This is a genomic window from Enterobacter sp. EGD-HP1 (assembly GCF_000733275.2).
Classification (GTDB): Bacteria; Pseudomonadota; Gammaproteobacteria; order Enterobacterales; family Enterobacteriaceae; genus Enterobacter.
On record NZ_AVOP01000012.1, the window covers coordinates 327,172 to 351,476 of the forward strand.

The following is a 24,305-nucleotide window of genomic DNA, read 5'->3' on the forward strand; positions in this document are numbered from 1 at the left end:
GACGGCGCAGGAGGTATTAGCTGAACAGCGAGTAGAAAATCGCGGAGATGGCAATCAGGCCCATAATCACAACGAACACGTTGCTGATATGGCCGCTGTATTTACGCATCGCAGGGACTTTCTGAATCGCGTACATCGGCATCAGGAACAGAATCATCGCGATAACCGGGCCGCCCAGGGTTTCAATCATGCCCAGGATGCTTGGGTTCAGGGTCGCTACCGCCCAGGTGGTGAGCAGCATGAACAGTGCAGTGATTTTGTTCAGCTTGTTGATTTCAATACTCTTGCCTTTACCGCGCAGAGATTTAATCACCATACCGTTGAAGCCTTCACGTGCGCCGAGGTAGTGGCCCAGGAAGGATTTAGTGATGGCGATAATCGCGATGATAGGTGCCATCCACGCAATAACCGGTGCGTTAAAGTGGTTCGCCAGGTAGGACAGAATAGAGATGTTCTGCTCTTTCGCTGCCGCCAGATCCGCCGGAGAGAGGCTCAGTACGCAGCTGAAGACGAAGAACATAACGGTCAGTACCATCATGATGTGAGCGCGTGCCAGGATGCTGGAGCACTTCTTCTCTGCGCCATTACCGTACTCTTCACGTTTCGCCACAGCGAAAGAGGAGATGATTGGGGAGTGGTTGAAAGAGAACACCATCACCGGAATCGCCAGCCAGAGAGTCATCAGCAGGCCGTTACCGGTTGCCGATGCGCTGCTCAGGGACAGGGTTTCCAGTGCTGCACCGTTCCACTGCGGGATCAGGTAGCAAGCCAGTACCATCAGAGCAATAACGAACGGGAAGACCAGTACGCTCATTGCTTTCACAATCATCTGCTCACCGAAGCGCACGATGGTCATCATGCCCACAATCAGGATCAGAGACAGAATCGCACGCGGAGGCGGCGTCATGTGCAGCTGGTGCGCCATGAAGCTTTCTACGGTGTTAGTGATCGCCACGCTGTAAACCAGCAGGATTGGGTAAATCGCGAAGAAGTAGAGCAGGGTAATCAGTTTACCTGCGCCAATGCCGAAATGCTCTTCAACCACTTCAGTGATATCTTCGCCCGGATTTTTACCGGACAGCACGAAGCGGGTCAGACCGCGGTGTGCGAAGAAGGTCATCGGGAAAGCGATGATAGCCATAATGATCAGCGGGATCAGACCGCCGACGCCTGCGTTGATAGGAAGGAACAGTACACCAGCGCCGATTGCTGTGCCGTAAAGGCCAAGCATCCACATGGTATCCGTTTTGCGCCAACCACTTCGGGATTCAATCGAAGCAACGGTGCTGGTTTGAGTGGTTTCCATCTATATCTCCTGGAGGAAGCGAATTGTCAGGTTTTTTAGTCAAATCCGATGAAAAAGTGCCTGACGGTAATATGAAATTCGTTCAGTGACGGTTTTTTAATAATTTTCACCCGTAACTATTGGCGGGCGGAAAGATACATTCTAGTTATGAATCTATCAGTGATCGTGATCTCAAATGCAATAATCCACTTATGATGTGGGCATCTTTAGACCATTTATCTGTTAAAAAAACATCAAAGAGAATTTACGGGCGCGAAGGCTACCACCAACGACATGGGAGCTAAAAGAGCGGTCCGCGAGATAGGTGTCTTTCGCTGTAAAGAAATGGGTTTTTAGGATTTTCTGGCGGGTAATTTAGATTAAGGCTGATAACTCACGGTTGTAAAAAGGAGGTAATCGTTTGCGTTTGTAAGGAATTTGTAAAAGATATAAGTGATGCCTATGAATTGCTTCGGTAAAAAAAACCGGGACGCGCGAGAGGGCGACCCGGTTTAGAGGAGATGCTGCTAAGCGTTAGGTGCAGATTTCATAGCAAGGAATGTAGGCGGAGCCTGGTAGCTTCATGCGGTGCTGTGCGACGAAGCCCTGCAGCATGTCGTCCATACGGCGCATCATCTCAGGGTCGCCGTGGATCTTGTACGGACCGTACTGTTCAATGGCGCGGATGCCCATCTCTTTAACGTTGCCCGCCACAATCCCGGAGAAGGCACGACGCAGATCGGCAGCCAGGACTTCCACCGGCTGGTCCGGGTAGAGTTTCAGGTTCGCCATATTTTCATGCGTTGGTTCGAACGGGATCTGCAGGTCCGGTGCAATCCGGATGGACCAGTTAAAGCTGTACGCATCCCCGGTATCACGACGGTTCTCTTTCACCAGCGGCATCGCTTTCTTCATCTGGCGCGCCACTTCTGCGGCATCGTCAATGATGATGCGATAGTGACGACGCGCGGCTTCACCCAGCGTGTGCACGATAAACTCGTCCAACACGCGGAAGTAGTCGGCGCTCTCTTTTGGCCCGGTCAGGATCAGCGGCAGAACCTGATCTTTGTTGGCCGGGTTCATCAGAATACCCAGCAGATAAAGCAGCTCTTCCGCTGTCCCAACGCCGCCCGGGAAGATGATAATGCCGTGGGCGATACGGACAAACGCCTCAAGACGTTTCTCGATATCCGGCATGATAATCAGCTCGTTAACCAACGGGTTAGGTGGCTCAGCGGCGATGATTGACGGCTCGGTCATGCCGATAAACCGCCCCTCTTTATAACGCTGTTGCGCATGCCCGACCGCCGCGCCTTTCATAGGCGCTTCCATCGCACCCGGACCGCAGCCGGTACAGATGTTCAGCTCGCGCAGGCCAAGCTGGGTGCCCACCCGACGCGCATAAAGGTATTCGGTTTCGTTAATGGAGTGACCGCCCCAGCAAACGACCATGTTCGGTGCTTCGCCAACGTGCAGGGCGCGGGCGTTACGCAAAATGGAGAACACCAGGTTGGTGATATGGACCGAGCTTTCCAGGTCGAGGTGCTGGAAACGGCCTGCGTTGTGGATCTGCCCGTTAACAAACAGGATGTCACGCAGCACGGCAAACAGGTTAGCCTGAAGTGAACGAATGATACGCCCGTCGACAAAGGCCTCTTCCGGCGGGTTGATGACTTCAAGCTTCACGCCACGCTCGCGGCGCAGCACGTTGATATCAAAACTTTCGAAACGGGACAGCAGTTCTTTACTGTTATCTGTCAGGCTTCCGGAGTTCAGTACGGCAAGTGAACAGTTACGAAACAGTTGATAAAGATCGCTGCTGGCCGTGCGCTTAAGCATGTCCACTTCCAGCTGCGACAACATATCCATTGAGCCAAGCGGGCTAATATGTGTAATCAAGTGAGCTCCTTACGGGACGATTATCGTCTTTCCCTGTTGATTACAATAGCCCTGGCGCGTGACGTTTCACAACCTAAAGCGCGGAAGATACCGCGCATATTGTGAAAATATTTATATTATTGACGCACCAGCCGTCCCGTCGCAGGCACAAAATCGGTGTTGGTGCGCCACGGGTTAATGTCCAGACCGCCTCGGCGGGTGTAGCGCGCATAAACGCTCAGTTTTTCTGGCTGGCAGAAACGCTGAATATCGCTAAAGATACGCTCCACGCACTGTTCGTGGAATTCGTTGTGATGTCGGAACGACACCAGGTAGCGCAGCAATTTTTCCCGGTCAATTTTCGGGCCGCGATACTGTATCTGCACCGAGCCCCAGTCCGGCTGGTGGGTGATCAGGCAGTTGGATTTCAGCAGATGACTGACCAGCGTCTCTTCGACCACCTTTCCGCTCGCCGCGTTTTCGAGGTAATCGGCGCTGAATTCATAATTCTCTACCTCAATATCCTGCTCGTCGATGCACGTCCCGTTGAAGTGGGCGACTGGCTGTCCTTCCAGCTCGTGCAGGCGATACAGTGAAACGCTTACCTTTCCCTGCGCGCAGGCGCTTAAATCACGTTCCAGGGTGTGCTGAACGTCGTCCCAGCTGTTGAATTTTGTCTGGTTAAAACTGTTGAGATAGAGCTTAAAGCTTTTGGACTCGACGAGATTATCGCTGGCGTAATCGAGCTCCACATGGCCGACGGCCACCTGCGGCAGACCGCGTGCGTTGAGCCAGGAGAGTTCGTACAGCGTCCAGATATCACCGCCGACAAACGGCAGCGCGTCCGCATGCAGACCCAGAGGATCGCGATTCAGGCTGCGCGGCACGCCCTGCAGCAGGCTTGCATCGTAGGTATCGCGGTAATCGGTCGATTTACCCAGCGTTAAGCCGGTTAACGCCTGATGATTTTCGTAAGACATGTTTCATAGCCACTTTACAGGTACACTTATGGGCTGAGTTTATCCTGTCTGACAAGAAGAGAGAAATCGGTGGACATCGAAACTGCAAATGCCCTCACTACCTTCACGACCCGCTATTGCGACGCATGGCATGAAAAGCAGGGCTCGTGGCCGCAAAGTGCCGATTTATATGGCGTACCATCTCCGTGTATTATCTCTTCGCTCGACGATTACGTTATCTGGCAGCCTAAGCCCAATACCGGCGAGCAAAATGTAAACGCGGTTGAACGGGCAATGGATATTGTGGTACAACCAGCGGTTCATGCGTTTTATACCACGCAGTTCGCAGGGGACATGTCTGCGCGCTTTGCTGATATTATGCTGACGCTGTTGCAGACCTGGAGTGAAGACGATCTGCAGCGTGTTCAGGAAAACCTGATTGGCCATCTGGTCACGCAAAAACGCCTTAAGCTTTCTCCGACGCTCTTTATTGCCACGCTGGACAGCGAACTGGATGTGTTATCCGTCTGTAACCTGTCAGGTGAAGTGATTAAAGAGACTATCGGTACCCGCAATCGCGAGACTCTCGCCCCCTCTCTTGCGGATTTCCTCACCCGACTTGAGCCACTTCTGTAATCCATGATGCCATAGCGCGTGTGAGAGATCTCTTACAAGGTTTGTGAGAGATCGCTGGAACATTCAGTATTACCTCATTTAATTCAGATTAATATTAGTCTATTTTTCAACGGATTACTGATTTGTTGCATCGTTTTTAGGGATTTCTTACGGCTTACAACCCTGTAAGGGTGGGTTGTAAGACGAAGCGGAATAGCGGATTCTATCTCCGTCGACAGGACGCCGACACGATAAACGAACATCAGGATGATGGCGTTTCTCACTCAGGACTCGTCAGGATGACGCTGCAGGAAGGCTTCAGGATGAAGCGAAGTGGAGCACGCAGGATGCGTAAGGGACACCTCCAGGAAGGAGAAAGAGAGCCGGTCAGGATGGTCGGTGGGTCAGGAAGGCCAGGACGTTTCAGGATGAAACAAACACGTCATGAAGATGTGTGCAGGATGCAACGGTTTACGGATGACCAGGCCTTCGGGCTTCAGGAAAAGTTGTCACGGATGAGCAGGGAGCACGAATTGTAGCTGGAATGCTGCGGAACGAACCGGGAGCACTGTTTTTACAGTGCTCCCTTTTTTTATTTCTGCCCTCCGCAATGCTATGCTGCGCGCCGTTCACTTTTTCAGTTGAGGTTACTATGACGCAACACGATAGCGTTCGTGCTCAGTTGCACGCCATCGAAGCCCTTTTGCGCCAACATCAGCTGTGGCAGGAGACCGCGCCGCAGCCAGAAGCGTTCGCGAGCACCCAGCCCTTCTGCCTGGATACGCTGGCCCCGTTTGAGTGGCTGCAGTGGGTGTTAATTCCGCGCATGCATGCCCTGCTTGAGGGCGGTCATCCGCTGCCGCAGGCGTTTGCTGTCTCCCCCTACTATGAAATGGCGCTTGAGGCGACGCACCCTGCGCGCGATGTGGTGCTGGTCGAACTGGAAAAACTGGATGCCCTGTTTGCCGGTGAAGATGCATGACGCTTGAGATCGTCTATCAGGACGAATGGCTGGTGGCGGTGAACAAACCGTCAGGCTGGCTGGTGCACCGCAGCTGGCTCGATCGCGACGAGAAAGTGGTGGTGATGCAAACGGTGCGTGACCAGATTGGTCAGCATGTTTTTACCGCCCATCGTCTCGACAGACCGACCTCCGGCGTGCTGCTGATGGGGCTTTCCAGCGAGGCGGGACGTCTGCTGTCACAGCAGTTCGAACAGCACCAGATCCAGAAACGCTACCATGCGATCGTCCGGGGCTGGCTGACCGAGTCCGCCACGCTGGACTACCCGCTGGTGGAAGAGCTGGACAAAATCGCCGATAAATTTGCCCGCGATGACAAAGGTCCGCAGCCCGCAGTAACGGATTATCGCGGCATGGCGACGACCGAGATGCCGGTGGCAACCAGCAAATTTCCGACCACACGATACAGCCTGGTTGAGCTTCTGCCTAAAACCGGGCGTAAGCACCAGCTGCGGCGCCATCTTGCGCACCTGCGCCACCCGATTATTGGCGACAGCAAACACGGTGATTTGCGCCAGAACCGCAGCGCGGCTGAACACTTTGGCTGCCATCGTCTGATGCTGCACGCCAGCGAGCTGAGCCTGACGCACCCGTTTACCGGCGAACCGCTGACTATCCGTGCGGGGCTGGACGACGTCTGGATGCAGGCACTGTCACAGTTTGGCTGGCTGGGACAACTCCCCGAAAATGAAAGGGTTGAGTTTGTATCGGGCAACGTTCAGGATGAACGGTAAACGCATTCATTATGGGAAAATATCATGGCTGAAGTAGGCATTTTTGTCGGAACAATGTACGGCAACTCGCTGCTGGTTGCGGAAGAGGCTGAGGCAATACTCGCCAGCCAGGGCCATAAAGCCACGGTCTATGAAGACCCGGAACTGGCAGACTGGGAAAAGTATAAAGACAAATACATTCTGGTGGTGACCTCCACGACCGGGCAGGGCGATCTGCCCGACAGCATCGTGCCGCTGTTCCAGGGGATTAAAGACCAGCTTGGCTATCAGCCGGACGTACACTACGGCATCATTGCCCTGGGAGACAGCTCCTACGCTAACTTCTGCGGCGGCGGCAAGCAGTTCGATGCGCTCCTGCAGGAACAGAGCGCCCAGCGCGTCGGCGAGATGCTGCTGATTGATGCCGGGGAGCACCCGGAGCCAGAAAGCGAATCAAACCCGTGGGTGGAGAACTGGGCAACTCTCCTTAAATAGTTATGGAGGCCGGGTAAGGCTTAGCCGCCACCCGGCAACGAAGCCGCAGCAAATCCTCAATTCCGTGAACCACCTTCCACTCCCCTGGGCTTATGCCATAAACAACCTCTAATACACTCTTCAATACTGTGTTTCTGCACGGTGAGAGAACGTGTCACTCCTTCATATACTTTCCCGGTCACTATAAAACGGCGTCAGGCCGTACCAAAACGACAAAACACAAATCTCATTCTGATTACCCTACCGGTGCTGTACAGAATGAACCAGGCGAAAGCTATGTTTCAGGAGTGCAACAATGAGTACATTAAGCCACGCAGCGAGCGGCGCTGAAAAGCGCACCAATGCCCGCTACTGGATAGTGGTGATGCTGTTTATCGTCACGTCCTTTAACTATGGTGACCGCGCCACGCTGTCGATTGCCGGTTCGGAAATGGCAAAAGATATCGGCCTTGATCCCGTGGGCATGGGTTACGTTTTCTCCGCATTCTCATGGGCCTACGTCATCGGGCAAATTCCTGGCGGCTGGCTGCTGGACCGTTTTGGATCTAAACGCGTCTATTTCTGGTCCATCTTTATCTGGTCGATGTTTACCCTGCTGCAGGGTTTCGTCGATATCTTCAGCGGCTTCGGCATTATCGTGGCGCTCTTCACGCTGCGCTTCCTGGTGGGCTTAGCGGAAGCGCCTTCCTTCCCGGGGAACAGCCGCATTGTCGCTGCCTGGTTCCCGGCGCAGGAGAGGGGAACGGCGGTAGCGATCTTCAACTCCGCACAGTACTTCGCAACGGTGATCTTCGCGCCAATCATGGGCTGGTTGACGCATGAGGTGGGCTGGTCACACGTCTTCTTCTTCATGGGCGGGCTTGGGATCGTCATCAGCTTCGTCTGGCTGAAAGTGATCCACGAACCCAACCAGCATCCTGGCGTGAACAAAAAAGAGCTGGAGTACATCGCGGAAGGCGGAGCGCTGATCAATATGGATCAGAAATCCGCAAAAGCAAAAGTCCCGTTTAGCCAGAAATGGGCGCAGATCAAGCAGCTCGTCGGCTCGCGCATGATGATCGGCATCTATCTGGGTCAGTACTGTATTAACGCCTTAACCTACTTTTTCATCACCTGGTTTCCGGTATACCTGGTGCAGGCTCGCGGCATGTCGATTCTGAAAGCGGGATTTGTCGCGTCGGTTCCGGCAATCTGCGGTTTCGTCGGCGGCGTACTCGGCGGGGTGATTTCCGACTGGCTGATGCGCCGCACGGGGTCCCTGAATATCGCGCGTAAAACGCCGATTGTGCTCGGCATGCTGCTCTCTATGACTATGGTGTTCTGTAACTACGTCAGCGCCGAATGGATGATTATCGGCTTTATGGCGATGGCCTTCTTCGGCAAAGGCATTGGCGCGCTGGGCTGGGCGGTGATGGCGGACACGGCACCGAAGGAGATCAGCGGCCTGAGCGGCGGTCTTTTCAACATGTTCGGCAACATCTCCGGGATTGTGACGCCAATCGCTATTGGCTACATCGTCGGCACGACTGGATCTTTCAACGGGGCGCTGATCTACGTGGGGGTGCATGCGCTGGTGGCGGTGCTGAGTTACCTGGTGCTGGTAGGAGATATCAAACGCGTCGAACTTAAACCTGTAGCGGAGCGTGGATGATGACAACGCAATCGAGTCCAACCGTCACGGAGATGAAGGTCGTCCCGGTGGCCGGGCAGGACAGCATGCTGCTCAATATTGGCGGCGCGCATAACGCCTGGTTTACCCGTAATATCGTCGTGCTGAAAGACAGCGCAGGGAATACCGGCGTGGGCGAGGCCCCTGGCGGAGAGGTGATTTACCAGACGCTGGTCGATGCCATTCCGCAGGTCGTTGGCCAGGAGGTCGCCCGTCTGAACAAGGTTGTTCAGCGGGTGCATAAGGGCAATCAGTCGGCGGACTTTGATACGTTCGGTAAAGGTGCCTGGACGTTTGAACTGCGCGTCAATGCGGTCGCCGCCCTGGAGGCCGCTCTGCTCGACTTACTGGGTAAGGCGCTCAATGTTCCGGTTTGCGAGCTGCTGGGGCCCGGCAAACAGCGCGATGCGGTTACCGTGCTGGGCTATCTGTTCTACGTTGGCGATCGCAATAAGACCGATCTCCCTTATCTGGCTCGATCCGCGGGCGATCACGACTGGTATCAGCTGCGCCACCAGGAAGCGCTCTCCAGCGACGCGGTGGTACGGCTGGCCGAGGCGGCGCAGGATCGCTACGGCTTTAAGGATTTCAAGCTAAAGGGCGGCGTGCTGCCCGGCGAGCAGGAGATTGAAACGGTCCGGGCGCTGAAAAAACGCTTCCCGGATGCGCGGATCACCGTCGATCCCAACGGCGCGTGGCTGCTGGATGAAGCGATTAGCCTGTGCAAAGGGCTGGGAGATGTCCTGACCTACGCGGAAGACCCCTGCGGCGCGGAGCAGGGCTTCTCGGGCCGCGAAGTGATGGCCGAATTCCGTCGTGCTACCGGGCTGCCGGTGGCGACCAATATGATCGCCACCAACTGGCGTGAAATGGGGCACGCGGTGATGCTGAACGCCGTCGACATTCCGCTGGCGGATCCGCACTTCTGGACGCTTTCAGGTGCAGTGCGCGTGGCGCAGCTGTGCGACGACTGGGGGCTGACCTGGGGCTGTCACTCGAACAATCACTTTGATATTTCGCTGGCGATGTTTACCCACGTTGGCGCGGCGGCACCGGGTAACCCGACCGCCATCGACACCCACTGGATTTGGCAGGAAGGGGAAGCCCGCCTGACGAAAAATCCGCTGGAAATCATCAACGGCAAGATTGCCGTACCGGATGCGCCGGGCCTGGGCGTGGAGATTGACTGGGATCAGATCCATAAAGCCCATGAGGCGTATAAAAAACTACCGGGCGGCGCGCGTAACGACGCGGGCCCGATGCAGTATCTGATCCCCGGCTGGACATTTGACCGTAAGCGACCTGTTTTCGGACGTCACTGATAAAAGGATTGAACGATGAGTACTTTTTCTACCCCTGTAGTCACCGCCATGCAGATCGTTCCGGTTGCGGGCCATGACAGCATGTTGATGAACCTGAGCGGCGCGCATGCGCCATTCTTTACCCGCAACATTGTCATCATCAAAGACAATTCCGGCCATACGGGTGTGGGCGAAATTCCGGGCGGGGAGAAGATCCGCCAAACGCTGGAAGATGCCATTCCGCTGGTGGTGGGCAAAACGCTGGGTGAGTACAAAAACGTCCTCAACACCGTGCGCAACACCTTTGCCGATCGCGATGCCGGAGGGCGTGGCCTGCAGACCTTCGATCTGCGCACCACCATCCACGTGGTGACCGGGATTGAATCCGCCATGCTGGATCTGCTGGGTCAGCATCTGGGCGTCAACGTTGCGTCGCTGCTGGGCGAGGGCCAGCAGCGCAGCGAAGTGGAAATGCTGGGCTATCTGTTCTTTGTCGGCGACCGCAGGCTGACGTCGTTGCCTTATCAGAGCCAGCCGGATGAACAATGCGACTGGTACCGACTCCGCCATGACGAGGCGATGACCCCGGATGCGGTGGTGCGCCTGGCGGAAGCCGCTTATGAAAAATATGGCTTCAATGATTTCAAACTGAAGGGCGGCGTGCTGGCCGGTGATGAAGAGGCGGAAGCCGTCACCGCGCTGGCAAAACGTTTCCCGCAGGCGCGCGTGACGCTGGATCCGAACGGCGCATGGTCGCTTAATGAGGCCATTGCGATCGGGAAACAGCTGAAAGGCGTGCTGGCATATGCGGAGGATCCGTGTGGGGCTGAGCAAGGCTTCTCGGGCCGTGAAGTCATGGCGGAATTTCGCCGCGCGACGGGGCTGCCGACCGCGACCAATATGATTGCCACCGACTGGCGTCAGATGGGACATACCCTGTCCTTGCAGTCTGTTGATATTCCGCTGGCGGACCCGCACTTCTGGACGATGCAGGGGTCGGTGCGCGTGGCGCAAATGTGCCACGAGTTTGGCCTGACCTGGGGCTCGCACTCTAACAACCACTTCGACGTGTCGCTGGCGATGTTCACGCACGTTGCCGCCGCCGCGCCGGGCACGATTACCGCTATCGACACGCACTGGATCTGGCAGGAAGGTAACCAGCGTCTGACTAAGCAGCCGTTTGAGATCAAAGGTGGCATGGTGCAGGTGCCTTCTACCCCGGGGCTGGGCGTTGAGCTGGATATGGATCAGGTGATGAAGGCTCACGAGCTGTATCAAAAACACGGCCTGGGCGCGCGCGACGACGCGATGGCGATGCAGTATCTGATCCCGGACTGGACATTCGACAATAAACGCCCGTGCATGGTACGATAAACGCATTGGGACCGCTCCCATGAGCGGTCTTTTACGTGGTGTATGCTTAACGTAACGACTATGCGTAAGGATGGCTTATGAAAATTGTTATCGCACCGGACTCGTATAAGGAAAGTTTGAGTGCGCTTGAGGTTGCGACAGCGATAGAACGTGGTTTTCGCGAGATCTTCCCCGAGGCGGTTTACGTCAAACTGCCGGTCGCGGACGGTGGCGAAGGGACGGTTGAGGCGATGATCGCGGCAACGCAGGGACGCATTGTGCATGTTCCGGTGACCGGCCCGCTGGGTGAGCGCGTGGAAGGGTTTTATGGCTTATCCGGTGACGAGCAGAGTGCCTTTATTGAAATGGCGGCGGCAAGCGGCCTGGAGCTGGTCGCACCTTCGCAGCGTAATCCCCTGAAAACCACCTCCTGGGGTACGGGCGAACTGATTCGTCACGCGCTGGATGCCGGCGTTAAGCATATCATTATTGGCATTGGCGGCAGCGCTACCAATGACGGCGGCGCAGGCATGGTGCAGGCGCTGGGGGCGAAGCTGCTGGACGACAATGAACAGCCTCTTGGGCAGGGCGGGGGCGAGCTGGGAAAACTCGCGCGTATCGACCTGAGCGGGCTGGACAGACGTCTGGCGGAGTGCCGGATAGAGGTCGCCTGTGATGTGACGAATCCGCTCACCGGTAAGGATGGCGCGTCAGCCGTATTTGGCCCGCAAAAGGGGGCCACACCCGAGATGATCGTCACCCTGGACAACGCGCTGGCGCAGTATGCGAGAGTCATTGCCCGGGATCTGGATATCGATGTGCTAAACCTTGCTGGCGGCGGCGCGGCGGGTGGCATGGGGGCCGCGCTGTACGCCTTTTGCGGCGCGCAGCTGCGCCAGGGCATTGAGATTGTGACCGATGCGCTACACCTGGCTGACCAGGTGGCCGATGCGGATCTGGTGATCACGGGAGAAGGTCGCATCGACAGCCAGACGATCCACGGCAAAGTCCCGGTGGGGGTGGCGAAGGTGGCGAAACGCTTTAACAAACCCGTTATCGGCATTGCAGGAAGCCTGACGGCGGACGTTGGCGTGGTACACGATCACGGCATTGATGCGGTGTTTAGCGTGATCTACACCATCTGCTCACTGGAAGACGCGCTGGAAAATGCCAGCGAGAACGTCAGGATGACCGCAAGGAATATCGCGGCGGTGCTGAAGGTGGGGCAGGCATTTTAGCTGTGATTGCCGGGTGGCGGCTTCGCCTTACCCGGCCTACGTCAGAGCACCTGTAGGCCCGGTAAGCGTAGCGCCACCGGGCTTTTACCTCAGTTCCCCAATACCTTCATCGCTTCCCGCGTCACGTTATCCATTTCATCCAGCAGCTCCAGGAACTCCGGTTCAAGCTCTGATTCCGGCGTACCGGCACGCAGCTGCTGCTCCAGCAGCTGGCAAAGATTTTTCAGCCGCGGCACGCCGCTGTACCCGCAGCTGCCGTGCAGCTTGTGGATCGCGTCCAGCAGATCTTCCGGGTTTTCACCCACCAGCTGCTCTTCCACCTTATTGCGAATTTCCGGCAGAAACGCGACCAGCATCTGCAGCATTTCGCGGGCCAAATCGGGTTTACCTGCCGCCTGGCGCAGGGCAAGCTGCCAGTCAAAGGTCGCGTTCTGGTTGACGCTGATTTCAACCGGCTCGCTGGAAACCGTGTACGTCCCGCCAATATGACCCGGCTTATAGCGTAACAGCAGGTTATGAAGTTTCTCTTCATCGATGGGCTTTGCCAGATAATCATTCATTCCGGCGCTCAGCAGCTTCTCTTTCTGACCGGCCATCGCGTGCGCGGTGACCGCAATGACCGGCGTTTGCTGCTGATGCGGCAGCTGGTGGATCAGCTCGCAGGCCCGAATGCCATCCATGCCCGGCATCTGAATATCCATCAGGATTAAATCGAACTGCATCTGCTTAGCCTGTTCAACCGCCTGCGCGCCGCTGGTGCACAGCTCAACGTGCTGAACCTGGTCTTCAAGCAATGCGCCAATGAGCTTCAGGTTGGCCGGATTATCATCCACTGCCATCACGCTCATCGGCAATTTTTGCTCATCGTCAACCAGCGGGAGGGCATGCTGGCTAAGACGGCAATACTCCGTGAGCGCGGGCAGCAGGCGGGTCGCGGTAAGCGGTTTCAGCAGACACGCGGCTGCCCCGTCATTTTTCAACTCTTCTGCATTGAGCTGGGCATGGCAGGGCAGCGCCAGCAGCAGGTAGTCGGTCATCGACGCGGCTTTCGCCAGCCGCTCCTGCTGCATGGTCAGTTCGCCGGTGAAGGTGACCGGGATCCCCATCAGCAGAATGTCATAGTGCTCAACGGCAAGCGCCGAGAAGGTTGGGCTATAGACCACCTCCAGCGGCGTGGTGCTTAAAATATCGAGCGCGCACTGCGCGGCCGCCGCGTTAGGTTCGACGTAGGCCAGACGCTTGCCTTTCAGGCAGTCCGTCACCGGGCCATCGGTCAGGACATTCGGATTGAGGTCCAGATTAATATGGAACCAGAAGGTTGAACCGCGGTTCGGCTGGCTGTGGAAGGAGATATCGCCGCCCATCTCGTTCACCAGGCGCTGGGTGATCACCAGCCCCAGACCGGTACCGCCATGACGGCGGGAGATACTGGCGTCCGCCTGACGGAACGCCTGGAACAGACGCGACTGGTCGCGCTCCGGAATACCGATGCCGGTATCGCGGATCTGGACTTCAATCTGAACCTTATTGCTGCTGATCGAGCGTTTCTCTACCAGAATGTCGATATTACCGCTTTCGGTGAACTTAATGGCATTCCCGACAAGGTTGGTAATGACCTGCTGCAGGCGCAGCGGATCGCCAATAACGTTATCCGGCACGTCGTTTTTAATGTTGAGCGTCAGCTCAAGGCCTTTGTCGTGCGACGAGTGGGCGAGCAGCGTCACCACTTCATCGAGCGTACTGCGCAGCGGGAAGGGAATACTCTCCAGGATCAGCTTGCCCGCTTCCAGCTTGGAGAAGTCCAGCACGTCGTTGATGATCGCCAGCAGGTTGTTGGCCGAGCGTTCAATGGTGTGCAGGTGATCGCGCTGAGTCGGGTTGAGTTCGCTTTTCAGGGTCAGGCGGGTGAAGCCGATCACGCCATTGAGCGGCGTACGCAGTTCGTGCGACATATTGGCCAGGAATTCCGACTTAATACGTGCCGCTTCCTGAGCGCGCTTTTTCGCCAGATCCAGCTCAACGTTCTGGATCTCCATCTGCTCCAGCGTTTCGCGCAGGTCGGACGTCGCCTGGTCAACGTTGTGCTGCATCTCTTCGTGATACGCCGCCAGCGACATGGCCATCGAGTTGATGCCGTTCTTCAGCATGTCCAGCTCGCCCAGCATAAACCCTTCCACCCGGCTGTCGAGCTGCCCCCGGCGGATGCGGTCAACCGTGTTAACCATGTTGCGGATGGGGCCCGTCACGTCGCGCATCAGGCGCCAGCCGAAGATCAGCGCAATGCCAATGCAGAACAGCATCATCACGCCAGAGATGAAGATTTCTTTATACTGCTGTAGCCGGACCGACTTGAGATCCAGCTCCAGCGCCACGTATCCCAGCATATTGTTGCTGGATTTGGCGTCGGATTGCGCAGACTCATCGGGTGAATAGCTTTCCGATACGATCGGCGTGCGCAGGATCATGATATCGCCGCGCCGCAATACGGTGAGGTGGCGCGGGAACGGCGTACCGTCCGGGATCTTCAGGGCCGCCGGATCGAGATGAAAATTCGAGGTGACAAACAGGCGGTTATGTTCGTCGTAAACGGAAATGGCGCGTACGATGTCCGAGTGGCGGCGGTGGAGTACGCTGATTAACTGACCAATGGATTCGCGGTTTTGCAGGTTCATGCCGTACTCGCTGGAAACGGCAAGCGGTTCGATAATGCTGGCACCTGCATCCTCCAGCTGCCGCTGCAAATCGTTATAGCGGTGCACCACAAAGAAGATACTCAGCAGCAAACCGATGAGAACGGTGGGGGCGAGGATCAAAATCATCATGCGCGCGCGCAGGCTGTAGTTGGTCATGGCGTTCCGTTATGGGACAATTAAGATAATTATGTTTATGTGAGAAAAATCTCGGCGATGGCGCAATTCTACTCTGCAAAGCGACGCGTGACGACGCGTGAAATCATAACCGTTGAAGCCACGGACCTCGATCCGTTTGGTCAGGGAGTGGCACGTCACAATGGTAAGGCTCTGTTTATAACAGGTTTACTGCCAACAGAACGAGCAGAAATTACGCTGACGGAAGATAAACGCCAGTTCGCGCGCGGACAGGTTAAGCGTCGCCTCAACGATAGCCCGGAGCGCGTGAAGCCCCGCTGCCCACATTTTGGCGTTTGCGGGGGCTGCCAGCAACAGCATGCGAGCACAGAATTACAGCAAAAAAGCAAAAGCCGCGCGCTGGCGCGTCAGCTTAAGCACGACGTTAACGAAATTCTCGCCGATGAGCCCTGGGGCTACCGCCGGCGCGCCCGGCTGAGCCTCAGCTATCAGCCAAAAACGGCGCAGCTGGAGATGGGGTTTCGCAAGGCCGGTTCCAGCGACATTGTCGATGTGCAGCAGTGCCCCATTTTGGTGCCCCATCTTGAGGCATTGCTTCCGGAAGTGCGCACCTGTCTCTCCGGGCTGGACGGCGTTCGCTATCTCGGGCATGTCGAACTGGTCATGGCAAACAATGGACCGCTGATGGTCCTGCGCCATACCGCGCCGCTGTCGAAAAAAGATCGCGAAAAACTGGAACGCTTTTCGCATTCCCACGACCTGGCGCTTTTTCTTGCACCACAAAGCGAGATACTTGAGCAGGTTACCGGTGAGGCGCCCTGGTATGCGTCAAACGGGCTACGCTTAACGTTCAGCCCGCGGGATTTCATTCAGGTGAATGATGGCGTAAACCAGCAGATGGTTGAGAAAGCGCTGGCGTGGCTGGACGTTCAGAAAAGCGATCGGGTGCTCGATCTGTTCTGCGGAATGGGCAACTTCACGCTGCCGCTGGCGCGAAAAGCGGCCAGCGTCGTCGGCGTGGAAGGCGTTGAGGCGCTGGTGGCGAAAGGGCAGGAGAATGCTCAGCAGAACGGCTTGCAAAATGTGACATTCTTTCATCAAAATCTTGAGGAAGATGTCACCCAACAGCCGTGGGCAAAACAGGGCTTTGATAAAATTTTGCTCGACCCGGCGCGTGCCGGTGCCCCGGGCGTGATGGCACATATTATTAAACTCGCGCCGAAGCGTGTGGTCTATGTTTCCTGTAACCCGGCAACGCTTGCCCGGGACAGTGAGGCATTAATCAGCGCGGGTTACCAGATTCAGCGTCTGGCAATGCTGGACATGTTCCCGCACACTGGTCATCTGGAATCGATGGTGTTGTTCGAGCACATCTAATTTGTTTGGCTTGTCGACTTCGACAGGCCCTGGTCCCTAAAGGAGAGGACAATGGTTGCGGTAAGAAGTGCACATCTCAATAAAGCTGGGGAATTTGACCCACAAAAATGGATCGCAAGTCTGGGAATTTCCAGCCAGCAGTCGTGTGAACGCTTAACCGAAACCTGGGCCTATTGTCTGCGCACCACGCAGGGGCATCCCGACGCCGATCTTCTCCTGTGGCGCGGCGTGGAGATGGTTGAAATCTTATCCATGCTGAACATGGATATTGAAACGCTGCAGGCCGCACTTCTGTTTCCCCTCGCGGATGCGGACGTGGTCAGCGAGGACGTACTGCGCGACAGCGTCGGGACATCCGTCGTCGCGCTGATCCACGGCGTACGCGATATGGCGGCCATCCGCCAGCTCAAAGCCGCGCATACCGATTCCGTCTCCTCTGAACAGGTCGATAACGTTCGCCGGATGCTGCTGGCCATGGTGGATGATTTTCGCTGTGTGGTCATCAAGCTTGCCGAGCGTATTGCCCACCTGCGTGAAGTGAAGGACGCGCCGGAAGACGAGCGCGTACTCGCCGCCAAAGAGTGTACAAATATCTACGCGCCGCTGGCGAACCGCTTAGGGATCGGTCAGCTGAAATGGGAGCTGGAAGATTACTGCTTCCGCTATCTGCACCCGGCGGAATATAAACGTATTGCCAAACTCCTGCATGAGCGTCGTATCGACCGCGAGCACTATATCGAGGAATTTGTCGGCGGCCTGCGCCAGGCGATGAAAGAAGAGAACGTGCGCGCCGAAGTCTACGGTCGGCCTAAGCATATCTACAGCATCTGGCGCAAAATGCAGAAGAAACACCTCGCCTTTGACGAGCTGTTTGACGTGCGCGCCGTGCGTATCGTGGCAGAGCGTCTGCAGGACTGCTACGCCGCGCTGGGGATAGTACACACTCACTTCCGTCACCTGCCCGATGAGTTTGATGACTATGTCGCCAACCCCAAACCGAACGGCTATCAGTCTATCCATACCGTGGTGCTTGGCCCCGGCGGCAAAACGGTCGAGATTCAGATCCGCACCAGGCAGATGCATGAAGACGCCGAGCTGGGCGTGGCCGCGCACTGGAAATACAAAGAAGGCACGTCCGGCGGAGCGCGTTCTGGCCACGAAGACCGCATTGCCTGGCTGCGCAAGCTGATTGCGTGGCAGGAAGAGATGGCCGACTCCGGCGAGATGCTCGACGAAGTGCGCAGCCAGGTCTTTGACGATCGCGTCTATGTCTTTACCCCGAAAGGGGACGTTGTCGACCTGCCTGCGGGCTCCACGCCGCTCGACTTTGCCTACCACATCCACAGCGATGTGGGACACCGCTGCATCGGGGCGAAAATCGGCGGACGTATCGTACCGTTCACCTATCAGCTGCAGATGGGTGACCAGATTGAAATCATTACCCAGAAGCAGCCCAACCCGAGCCGCGACTGGCTTAACCCTAACCTGGGTTACGTCACCACTAGCCGCGGGCGCTCGAAAATTCACGCCTGGTTCCGTAAACAGGACCGTGATAAGAACATCCTTGCCGGTCGCCAGATCCTTGACGACGAGCTGGAGCATATCGGGATAAGCCTGAAAGAGGCGGAGAAATTCCTGCTGCCGCGCTACAACTTCAACGAGCTCGACGAGCTGTTAGCGGCCATTGGCGGCGGTGATATCCGTCTGAATCAGATGGTGAACTTCCTGCAGGCGCAGTTCAATAAGCCAAGCGCGGCAGAGCAGGACGCGGCGGCGCTGAAGCAGCTGCAGCAGAAAACCTACGCCCCACAGCAGCGTAGCAAAGACAACGGCCGCGTGGTGGTCGAGGGCGTGGGTAATCTGATGCACCACATTGCCCGCTGCTGCCAGCCTATTCCAGGCGACGATATCGTCGGCTTTATCACCCAGGGACGCGGGATTTCGATCCACCGTTCCGACTGCGACCAGCTTGCCGAGCTGCAGTCGCATGCGCCGGAGCGCATCGTGGAAGCGGTCTGGGGTGAGAGCTATTCCGCTGGCTACTCGCTGGTGGTGCGCGTCACCGCCAACGACCGCAGCGGCCTGCTGCGCGACATCACGACCATTCTCGCCAATGAGAAGGTCAACGTGCTGGGCGTTGCCAGCCGCAGCGATACCCGCGAGCAGCTTGCCACCATCGATATGACTATCGAAATCTACAACCTGCAGGTGCTGGGCCGCGTGCTCGGCAAGCTGAACCAGGTGCCGGATGTGATTGACGCGCGTCGTCTGCACGGCGGTTAAACACACTCTTCTGTAGGCCGGGTAAGGCATCGCCGCCACCCGGCTTGTTTTTTTAATGGAAAACACTATGACTCAAATCGACCGCCTGCTCGGCATCATGAAACGCCTGCGCGACCCGGAAAACGGCTGTCCGTGGGACAAAGAGCAGACTTTCGCCACCATCGCCCCGTACACCCTTGAAGAGACCTATGAAGTGCTGGACGCCATTTCCCGCGAAGATTTTGACGACCTGCGCGGCGAGCTGGGCGATCTGCTGTTCCAGGTGGTGTTCTACGCGCAAATGGCGCAGGAAGAAGGGCGCTTTAACTTTGACGATATCTGCGCTGCTATAAGCGACAAGCTGGAGCGCCGTCATCCCCATATCTTTGGCGATGCCACCGCAGGGAACAGCGCCGAGGTGTTGGCTCGCTGGGAGCAGATCAAAAGCGCTGAGCGGGCGGAAAAATCCCAGCATTCTGCGCTGGATGATATTCCGCTGAGCCTGCCCGCGCTGATGCGCGCGCATAAAATCCAGAAACGCTGCTCCGCCGTGGGGTTTGACTGGACCTCTCTCGGCCCTGTGCTGGATAAAGTGCACGAAGAGATTGACGAAGTCATGCACGAAGCGCAGCAGGCGGTGGTGGATGAAGCAAAGCTTGAGGAGGAGATGGGCGACCTGCTGTTCGCAACCGTCAACCTTTCTCGCCATCTGGGTGTAAAAGCGGAAACCGCCCTGCAAAAAGCCAACCTAAAATTCGAACGACGCTTTCGCGAAGTTGAGCGGATTGTCGCCTCGCGAGGCCTGGAAATGAGCGGAATTGACCTCGAGGCAATGGAAGAAGTCTGGCAGGAAGTAAAGCGCCAGGAATCTGATCTCTAACGAGATTTTGCGATCAAGCGCAATTTGTGTGATTTTTTAAATGACAAGCGCTTGATTTGCGTCAAAAACATTTACCCAAAAGGGGCTATTTTCTCACTCCTTATGTTTGTCATGGCCTGGAATGGAGACGGAGAATGAAAGTTTGTGGCGCTCGCCGTGTTCGGGTATACTACTTTCCCGTCCTGGTTATTCCATCGTTTCACCCTAACTTCTCAGGTTCAGCATGACAACGAACTATATTTTTGTGACCGGCGGGGTCGTATCCTCTCTGGGTAAAGGCATTGCCGCAGCCTCCCTCGCAGCCATTCTTGAAGCCCGTGGCCTCAATGTGACCATGATGAAACTGGATCCGTACATCAACGTCGATCCGGGCACCATGAGCCCAATCCAACACGGGGAAGTGTTCGTTACTGAAGACGGCGCTGAAACCGATCTGGATCTTGGCCACTACGAGCGTTTCATCCGCACCAAAATGACCCGTCGTAACAACTTCACGACTGGCCGCATCTACTCCGACGTTCTGCGTAAAGAGCGCCGTGGTGACTATCTGGGTGCAACCGTTCAGGTTATCCCGCACATCACTAACGCAATCAAAGAACGCATTGTTGCGGGTGGCGAAGGTCACGACGTGGTGCTGGTTGAAATCGGCGGTACCGTGGGTGATATCGAATCCCTGCCATTCCTGGAAGCGATTCGTCAGCTGGCGGTCGATATTGGCCGTGAACACGCGCTGTTCATGCACCTGACCCTGGTGCCATACATGGCCGCCGCAGGTGAAGTGAAAACCAAGCCGACTCAGCACTCTGTGAAAGAGCTGCTCTCCATTGGTATTCAGCCAGATATCCTGGTTTGCCGCTCCGATCGTGCGGTTCCGGCGAACGAACGTGCGAAAATTGCATTGTTCTGTAACGTGCCTGAAAAAGCCGTTATTTCAATGAAAGATGTCGATTCCATTTATAAAATCCCGGGCCTGTTGAAATCGCAGGGCCTGGACGATTATATTTGTAAACGATTCAGCTTGAACTGTCCGGAAGCTAACCTGTCTGAATGGGAACAGGTTATTTATGAAGAAGCCAACCCGGCAGGCGAAGTGACTATCGGTATGGTCGGCAAGTACATTGAACTGCCGGATGCCTATAAGTCAGTGATCGAAGCGCTGAAACACGGTGGTCTGAAGAACCGTGTCTCCGTGAACATCAAGCTGATTGATTCGCAGGATGTTGAAACGCGTGGCGTTGAAATCCTGAAAGATCTGGATGCTATCCTTATTCCTGGCGGCTTCGGCTACCGTGGTGTAGAAGGCAAGATCGCCACCGCGCGCTATGCGCGTGAAAACAATATTCCATACCTCGGCATCTGTCTGGGTATGCAGGTTGCGCTGATCGAATTTGCGCGCAACGTAGCGGGAATGGAAAACGCGAACTCTACGGAATTTGTGCCAGACTGTAAGTACCCTGTTGTGGCGCTTATCACTGAATGGCGTGACGAAGAAGGTAACGTCGAAGTCCGTACCGAGAAGAGCGATCTGGGTGGCACCATGCGTCTTGGCGCACAGGCCTGCCAGCTGTCTGACGATAGCGTGGTTCGCAAGCTGTATGGCGAGCCGGTCATCACCGAGCGCCATCGTCACCGCTATGAAGTCAACAACATGTTGTTGAAACCTATTGAAGCCGCGGGCCTGCGTGTTGCGGGCCGCTCCGGGGATGATCAGTTAGTCGAGATCATTGAAGTGCCAAACCATCCTTGGTTTGTCGCCTGCCAGTTCCACCCGGAATTTACTTCAACGCCACGTGACGGGCATCCGCTGTTTGCAGGCTTCGTGAAGGCCGCCAGCGACTACCAGAAGCGTCAGGCGAAGTAAAAAAAGTTAGAACGGCAACGCGTACCATTGGTACGCGTTGTTTGTCTGGAGTTTTAGTTTAACTTGTACTGAGGAAAATCTAATGTCCAAAATCGTTAAAGTCATCGGTCGTGAAATCATCGACTCCCGTGGTAACCCGACCGTTGAAGCCGAAGTTCACCTGGAAGGTGGTTTCGTTGGTATGGCTGCTGCTCCATCAGGTGCTTCTACTGGTTCTCGCGAAGCGCTGGAACTGCGCGATGGCGACAAATCCCGCTTCCTGGGCAAAGGCGTACTGAAAGCGGTTGGCGCTGTAAACGGTCCGATTGCTCAGGCAATCCTTGGCAAAGACGCCAAAGACCAGGCTGGCATCGACAAGATCATGATCGATCTGGACGGTACTGAAAACAAATCTAACTTCGGTGCGAACGCAATCCTGGCTGTTTCCCTGGCGAACGCCAAAGCGGCTGCTGCTGCGAAAGGTATGCCACTGTTCGAGCACATCGCTGAACTGAACGGCACCCCAGGCAAATACTCCATGCCTGTACCAATGATGAACATCATCAACGGTGGTGAGCACGCAGACAACAACGTTGATATTCAGGAATTCATGATTCAGCCAGTTGGCGCGAAATCCCTGAAAGAAGCGGTACGTATGGGTTCTGAAGTGTTCCACAACCTGGCTAAAGTTCTGAAAGCTAAAGGTATGAACACGGCTGTTGGTGACGAAGGTGGCTATGCGCCAAACCTGGGTTCTAACGCAGAAGCACTGGCTGTTATCGCAGAAGCAGTAAAAGCGGCTGGCTACGAGCTGGGCAAAGACATCACCCTGGCGATGGACTGTGCAGCATCTGAATTTTACAAAGACGGTAAATACGTTCTGGCTGGCGAAGGCAACAAAGCGTTCACCTCCGAAGAGTTCACTCACTTCCTGGAAGACCTGACCAAACAGTACCCAATCGTGTCTATCGAAGACGGTCTGGACGAGTCTGACTGGGCTGGCTTTGCATACCAGACTAAAGTACTGGGCGACAAAATCCAGCTGGTTGGTGACGACCTGTTCGTAACCAACACCAAGATCCTGAAAGAAGGCATCGAGAAAGGCATCGTTAACTCCATCCTGATCAAATTCAACCAGATCGGTTCTCTGACCGAAACTCTGGCTGCGATCAAAATGGCGAAAGACGCTGGCTACACCGCTGTTATCTCTCACCGTTCTGGCGAAACTGAAGACGCTACCATTGCCGACCTGGCTGTGGGTACCGCTGCAGGCCAGATCAAAACCGGTTCTATGAGCCGTTCTGACCGTGTTGCTAAATACAACCAGCTGATTCGTATCGAAGAAGCGCTGGGCGAAAAAGCACCATACAACGGTCTGAAAGAGATCAAAGGCCAGGCATAATTGCTTAAGCCTTAAATGAAAATGCCAGTCGAATGACTGGCATTTTTTTTGGCTATTTAAAATCGACCGCCATTTGCTCCGGAATGGTCAGCCCCTGGGTGGTCTGCACGCAGCGGGCGATGTAATCCGTAAACCGGGGCGGCTTCGGCATCCCCATACTCAGCAGCTTATCGTTGCTGAAGCGCACGTTAAGCGTGGCAAATGCACCGTATAAACGCATGGCTTTCAGCATCAGACGTTCGTTGCACGGGCCAAAAATATGTTTTAACTCGCGGCGCATTCTGACCAGCGTTTCGTAGCTGACCTGCGCATATTTATCTCCGACGGGGGCTTTCTCGAGCGCCTGCGCCATTGCCCGATCGATATCCGCAAAGCGAACGCTGTTCTCTTCTCCCGCAGAAATGTGTACCACTTCCCCCGAACGAGCGTTGCTGTTGAGCAGCATTAACAGCGCGTCGGCGCAATAATCCACCGGAACAACGTCGATTCGGTCTTCCATTGAGCACATAAACTTCTGCAGCATAAGGCCCATGCTAAAGACCCAGAAAATGCTGCTCGACGGCGTGCAGCCGTGGCGGGTATGGCCGACGACGATGGACGGACGGGCGATGAGCAGCGGCAGGTTCGGACACTCCTGGCGCATCAGCTGTTCGATGGTTGACTTCGAAAACGTGTATTCCACCAGGTGTTCAGCATTCTCTCTGAATTCTGCACTTTCGGCGACCAGTGAATCCTGCTCCGGCGTGCATGACATCGCGGTGCCGACGTGGAGGAAACGCTGTAGTCCTGCGACCTGCTCCATACGGCGCGCCAGCGCGAGCGTACCTTCAACGTTGACCTTCCAGATCAGCGGGTTATTACCAAATGAGGCGACAGCCGCACAGTTAACGACATGCGTGACCCGATCCAGACGGGGATCGTTCAGAAAGGCCTCTGGCTGGCTGAGGTCGCCAGTCAGGATATTATCCACGCTCAGGGAGGCCAGTTTGTCCTCAGGAACATTGAACTTGCGCATGTTCTCCAGCACGCGCTCCAGCCCGCTCTGCGGATCGCCGGCGCGCGCAAGCAAAAGGAGTTCTACGGATTGATCGTTGGTCAGAATTTTTTCAAGAACTGCACCGCCCAGAAATCCGGTCACGCCTGTAATCAATAGCATCTTCATTAATACCGTCTCATTATGATTGATGAG

The 24,305-nt window shown here is 55.8% G+C and carries 18 protein-coding genes; 13 read left to right on the forward strand and 5 right to left on the reverse strand.

Translation table 11 applies throughout. From position 1 onward, the window contains the following. Nucleotides 1-16 precede the first annotated feature (16 nt). The 3 genes from N037_RS10645 to queF all read right to left on the reverse strand — a co-directional run bounded on the left by N037_RS10645 (nucleotide 17) and on the right by queF (nucleotide 4,143). On the reverse strand, nucleotides 17-1,306 hold the full coding sequence (locus N037_RS10645; protein ID WP_023333254.1) for an HAAAP family serine/threonine permease: 1,290 nt from the start codon (nucleotides 1,304-1,306) through the stop codon (nucleotides 17-19). Nucleotides 1,307-1,819: 513 nt separating this feature from the next. Further along, a complete protein-coding gene (ppnN, locus tag N037_RS10650) occupies nucleotides 1,820-3,184 on the reverse strand; it encodes a nucleotide 5'-monophosphate nucleosidase PpnN (protein WP_023309027.1) in 1,365 nt (454 codons plus the stop codon). A gap of 116 nt (nucleotides 3,185-3,300) precedes the next feature. Further along, a complete protein-coding gene (gene queF / locus N037_RS10655; RefSeq protein WP_032640759.1) occupies nucleotides 3,301-4,143 on the reverse strand; it encodes an NADPH-dependent 7-cyano-7-deazaguanine reductase QueF in 843 nt (280 codons plus the stop codon). A 69-nt stretch (nucleotides 4,144-4,212) separates the two neighbouring features. On the opposite strand from queF, the gene syd reads away from it, so the two are divergent. The 8 genes from syd (at nucleotide 4,213) to N037_RS10700 (ending at nucleotide 12,527) form a co-directional block, all read left to right on the forward strand. Beyond that, nucleotides 4,213-4,758 carry a SecY-interacting protein gene (gene syd / locus N037_RS10660; protein WP_032640761.1) on the forward strand — a complete coding sequence of 182 codons (546 nt, stop codon included), beginning with the start codon at nucleotides 4,213-4,215 and terminating at the stop codon, nucleotides 4,756-4,758. A gap of 631 nt (nucleotides 4,759-5,389) precedes the next feature. Beyond that, entirely contained in the window at nucleotides 5,390-5,719 is a 330-nt protein-coding gene (locus N037_RS10670) for a YqcC family protein (protein WP_023333250.1), read from the forward strand. Beyond that, on the forward strand, nucleotides 5,716-6,492 hold the full coding sequence (gene truC / locus N037_RS10675; protein WP_023333249.1) for a tRNA pseudouridine(65) synthase TruC: 777 nt from the start codon (nucleotides 5,716-5,718) through the stop codon (nucleotides 6,490-6,492). The genes N037_RS10670 and truC overlap by 4 nt, the downstream gene beginning before the upstream one ends. Nucleotides 6,493-6,516: 24 nt before the next feature. Beyond that, nucleotides 6,517-6,966, forward strand: coding sequence for a flavodoxin (locus N037_RS10680; protein WP_023333248.1), 450 nt, complete (start codon nucleotides 6,517-6,519; stop codon nucleotides 6,964-6,966). A gap of 295 nt (nucleotides 6,967-7,261) precedes the next feature. Continuing rightward, nucleotides 7,262-8,617 carry a galactarate/glucarate/glycerate transporter GudP gene (gene gudP / locus N037_RS10685; RefSeq protein WP_023333247.1) on the forward strand — a complete coding sequence of 452 codons (1,356 nt, stop codon included), beginning with the start codon at nucleotides 7,262-7,264 and terminating at the stop codon, nucleotides 8,615-8,617. Next, nucleotides 8,617-9,957 (forward strand): enolase C-terminal domain-like protein, encoded by a 1,341-nt coding sequence (locus N037_RS10690; RefSeq protein WP_032641020.1) that lies wholly within the window; start codon nucleotides 8,617-8,619, stop codon nucleotides 9,955-9,957. The genes gudP and N037_RS10690 overlap by 1 nt, the downstream gene beginning before the upstream one ends. A 15-nt stretch (nucleotides 9,958-9,972) precedes the next feature. Continuing rightward, a complete protein-coding gene (gene gudD, locus N037_RS10695) occupies nucleotides 9,973-11,310 on the forward strand; it encodes a glucarate dehydratase (RefSeq protein WP_032640765.1) in 1,338 nt (445 codons plus the stop codon). 77 nt (nucleotides 11,311-11,387) lie between these two features. Further along, entirely contained in the window at nucleotides 11,388-12,527 is a 1,140-nt protein-coding gene (locus tag N037_RS10700; protein ID WP_032640767.1) for a glycerate kinase, read from the forward strand. Nucleotides 12,528-12,616: 89 nt separating this feature from the next. Here N037_RS10700 and barA read toward each other — a convergent pair whose 3' ends face one another. Continuing rightward, the gene (barA, locus tag N037_RS10705; RefSeq protein ID WP_032640769.1) at nucleotides 12,617-15,376 is read right to left on the reverse strand and encodes a two-component sensor histidine kinase BarA; all 2,760 of its coding nucleotides are present in this window, start codon (nucleotides 15,374-15,376) and stop codon (nucleotides 12,617-12,619) included. 57 nt (nucleotides 15,377-15,433) lie between these two features. Here barA and rlmD point away from each other — a divergent pair, with 57 nt between their 5' ends. From rlmD to eno, 5 genes are all read left to right on the forward strand, one after another. Next, complete coding sequence (rlmD, locus tag N037_RS10710) at nucleotides 15,434-16,732, forward strand: 23S rRNA (uracil(1939)-C(5))-methyltransferase RlmD (RefSeq protein WP_032640771.1); 1,299 nt, start codon at nucleotides 15,434-15,436, stop codon at nucleotides 16,730-16,732. Nucleotides 16,733-16,783: 51 nt separating this feature from the next. After that, nucleotides 16,784-19,015 carry a GTP diphosphokinase gene (relA, locus tag N037_RS10715; protein WP_032640774.1) on the forward strand — a complete coding sequence of 744 codons (2,232 nt, stop codon included), beginning with the start codon at nucleotides 16,784-16,786 and terminating at the stop codon, nucleotides 19,013-19,015. Nucleotides 19,016-19,082: 67 nt separating this feature from the next. Further along, a complete protein-coding gene (gene mazG, locus N037_RS10720) occupies nucleotides 19,083-19,874 on the forward strand; it encodes a nucleoside triphosphate pyrophosphohydrolase (protein WP_023333241.1) in 792 nt (263 codons plus the stop codon). A gap of 223 nt (nucleotides 19,875-20,097) precedes the next feature. After that, nucleotides 20,098-21,735 carry a glutamine hydrolyzing CTP synthase gene (pyrG, locus tag N037_RS10725; protein WP_023309013.1) on the forward strand — a complete coding sequence of 546 codons (1,638 nt, stop codon included), beginning with the start codon at nucleotides 20,098-20,100 and terminating at the stop codon, nucleotides 21,733-21,735. An 82-nt stretch (nucleotides 21,736-21,817) separates the two neighbouring features. After that, nucleotides 21,818-23,116 carry a phosphopyruvate hydratase gene (gene eno, locus N037_RS10730; protein WP_023309012.1) on the forward strand — a complete coding sequence of 433 codons (1,299 nt, stop codon included), beginning with the start codon at nucleotides 21,818-21,820 and terminating at the stop codon, nucleotides 23,114-23,116. Between the two features lie 52 nt (nucleotides 23,117-23,168). On the opposite strand, the gene N037_RS10735 is transcribed toward eno, so the two are convergent. Further along, nucleotides 23,169-24,278, reverse strand: a complete 1,110-nt coding sequence (locus N037_RS10735; RefSeq protein WP_023333240.1) for an SDR family oxidoreductase — start codon at nucleotides 24,276-24,278, stop codon at nucleotides 23,169-23,171. Nucleotides 24,279-24,305: the final 27 nt, after the last annotated feature.

Coding starts and splice junctions, on each gene's coding strand:
- N037_RS10645 (WP_023333254.1), bottom strand. CDS start 1,306: ATGGAAACCACTCAAACCAGCACCGTTGCTTCGATTGAATCCCGAAGT.
- queF (WP_032640759.1), bottom strand. CDS start 4,143: ATGTCTTACGAAAATCATCAGGCGTTAACCGGCTTAACGCTGGGTAAA.
- rlmD (WP_032640771.1), top strand. CDS start 15,434: ATGGCGCAATTCTACTCTGCAAAGCGACGCGTGACGACGCGTGAAATC.
- N037_RS10735 (WP_023333240.1), bottom strand. CDS start 24,278: ATGAAGATGCTATTGATTACAGGCGTGACCGGATTTCTGGGCGGTGCA.
- barA (WP_032640769.1), bottom strand. CDS start 15,376: ATGACCAACTACAGCCTGCGCGCGCGCATGATGATTTTGATCCTCGCC.
- pyrG (WP_023309013.1), top strand. CDS start 20,098: ATGACAACGAACTATATTTTTGTGACCGGCGGGGTCGTATCCTCTCTG.
- mazG (WP_023333241.1), top strand. CDS start 19,083: ATGACTCAAATCGACCGCCTGCTCGGCATCATGAAACGCCTGCGCGAC.
- truC (WP_023333249.1), top strand. CDS start 5,716: ATGACGCTTGAGATCGTCTATCAGGACGAATGGCTGGTGGCGGTGAAC.
- gudP (WP_023333247.1), top strand. CDS start 7,262: ATGAGTACATTAAGCCACGCAGCGAGCGGCGCTGAAAAGCGCACCAAT.
- N037_RS10690 (WP_032641020.1), top strand. CDS start 8,617: ATGACAACGCAATCGAGTCCAACCGTCACGGAGATGAAGGTCGTCCCG.
- N037_RS10700 (WP_032640767.1), top strand. CDS start 11,388: ATGAAAATTGTTATCGCACCGGACTCGTATAAGGAAAGTTTGAGTGCG.
- N037_RS10680 (WP_023333248.1), top strand. CDS start 6,517: ATGGCTGAAGTAGGCATTTTTGTCGGAACAATGTACGGCAACTCGCTG.
- relA (WP_032640774.1), top strand. CDS start 16,784: ATGGTTGCGGTAAGAAGTGCACATCTCAATAAAGCTGGGGAATTTGAC.
- N037_RS10670 (WP_023333250.1), top strand. CDS start 5,390: ATGACGCAACACGATAGCGTTCGTGCTCAGTTGCACGCCATCGAAGCC.
- gudD (WP_032640765.1), top strand. CDS start 9,973: ATGAGTACTTTTTCTACCCCTGTAGTCACCGCCATGCAGATCGTTCCG.
- eno (WP_023309012.1), top strand. CDS start 21,818: ATGTCCAAAATCGTTAAAGTCATCGGTCGTGAAATCATCGACTCCCGT.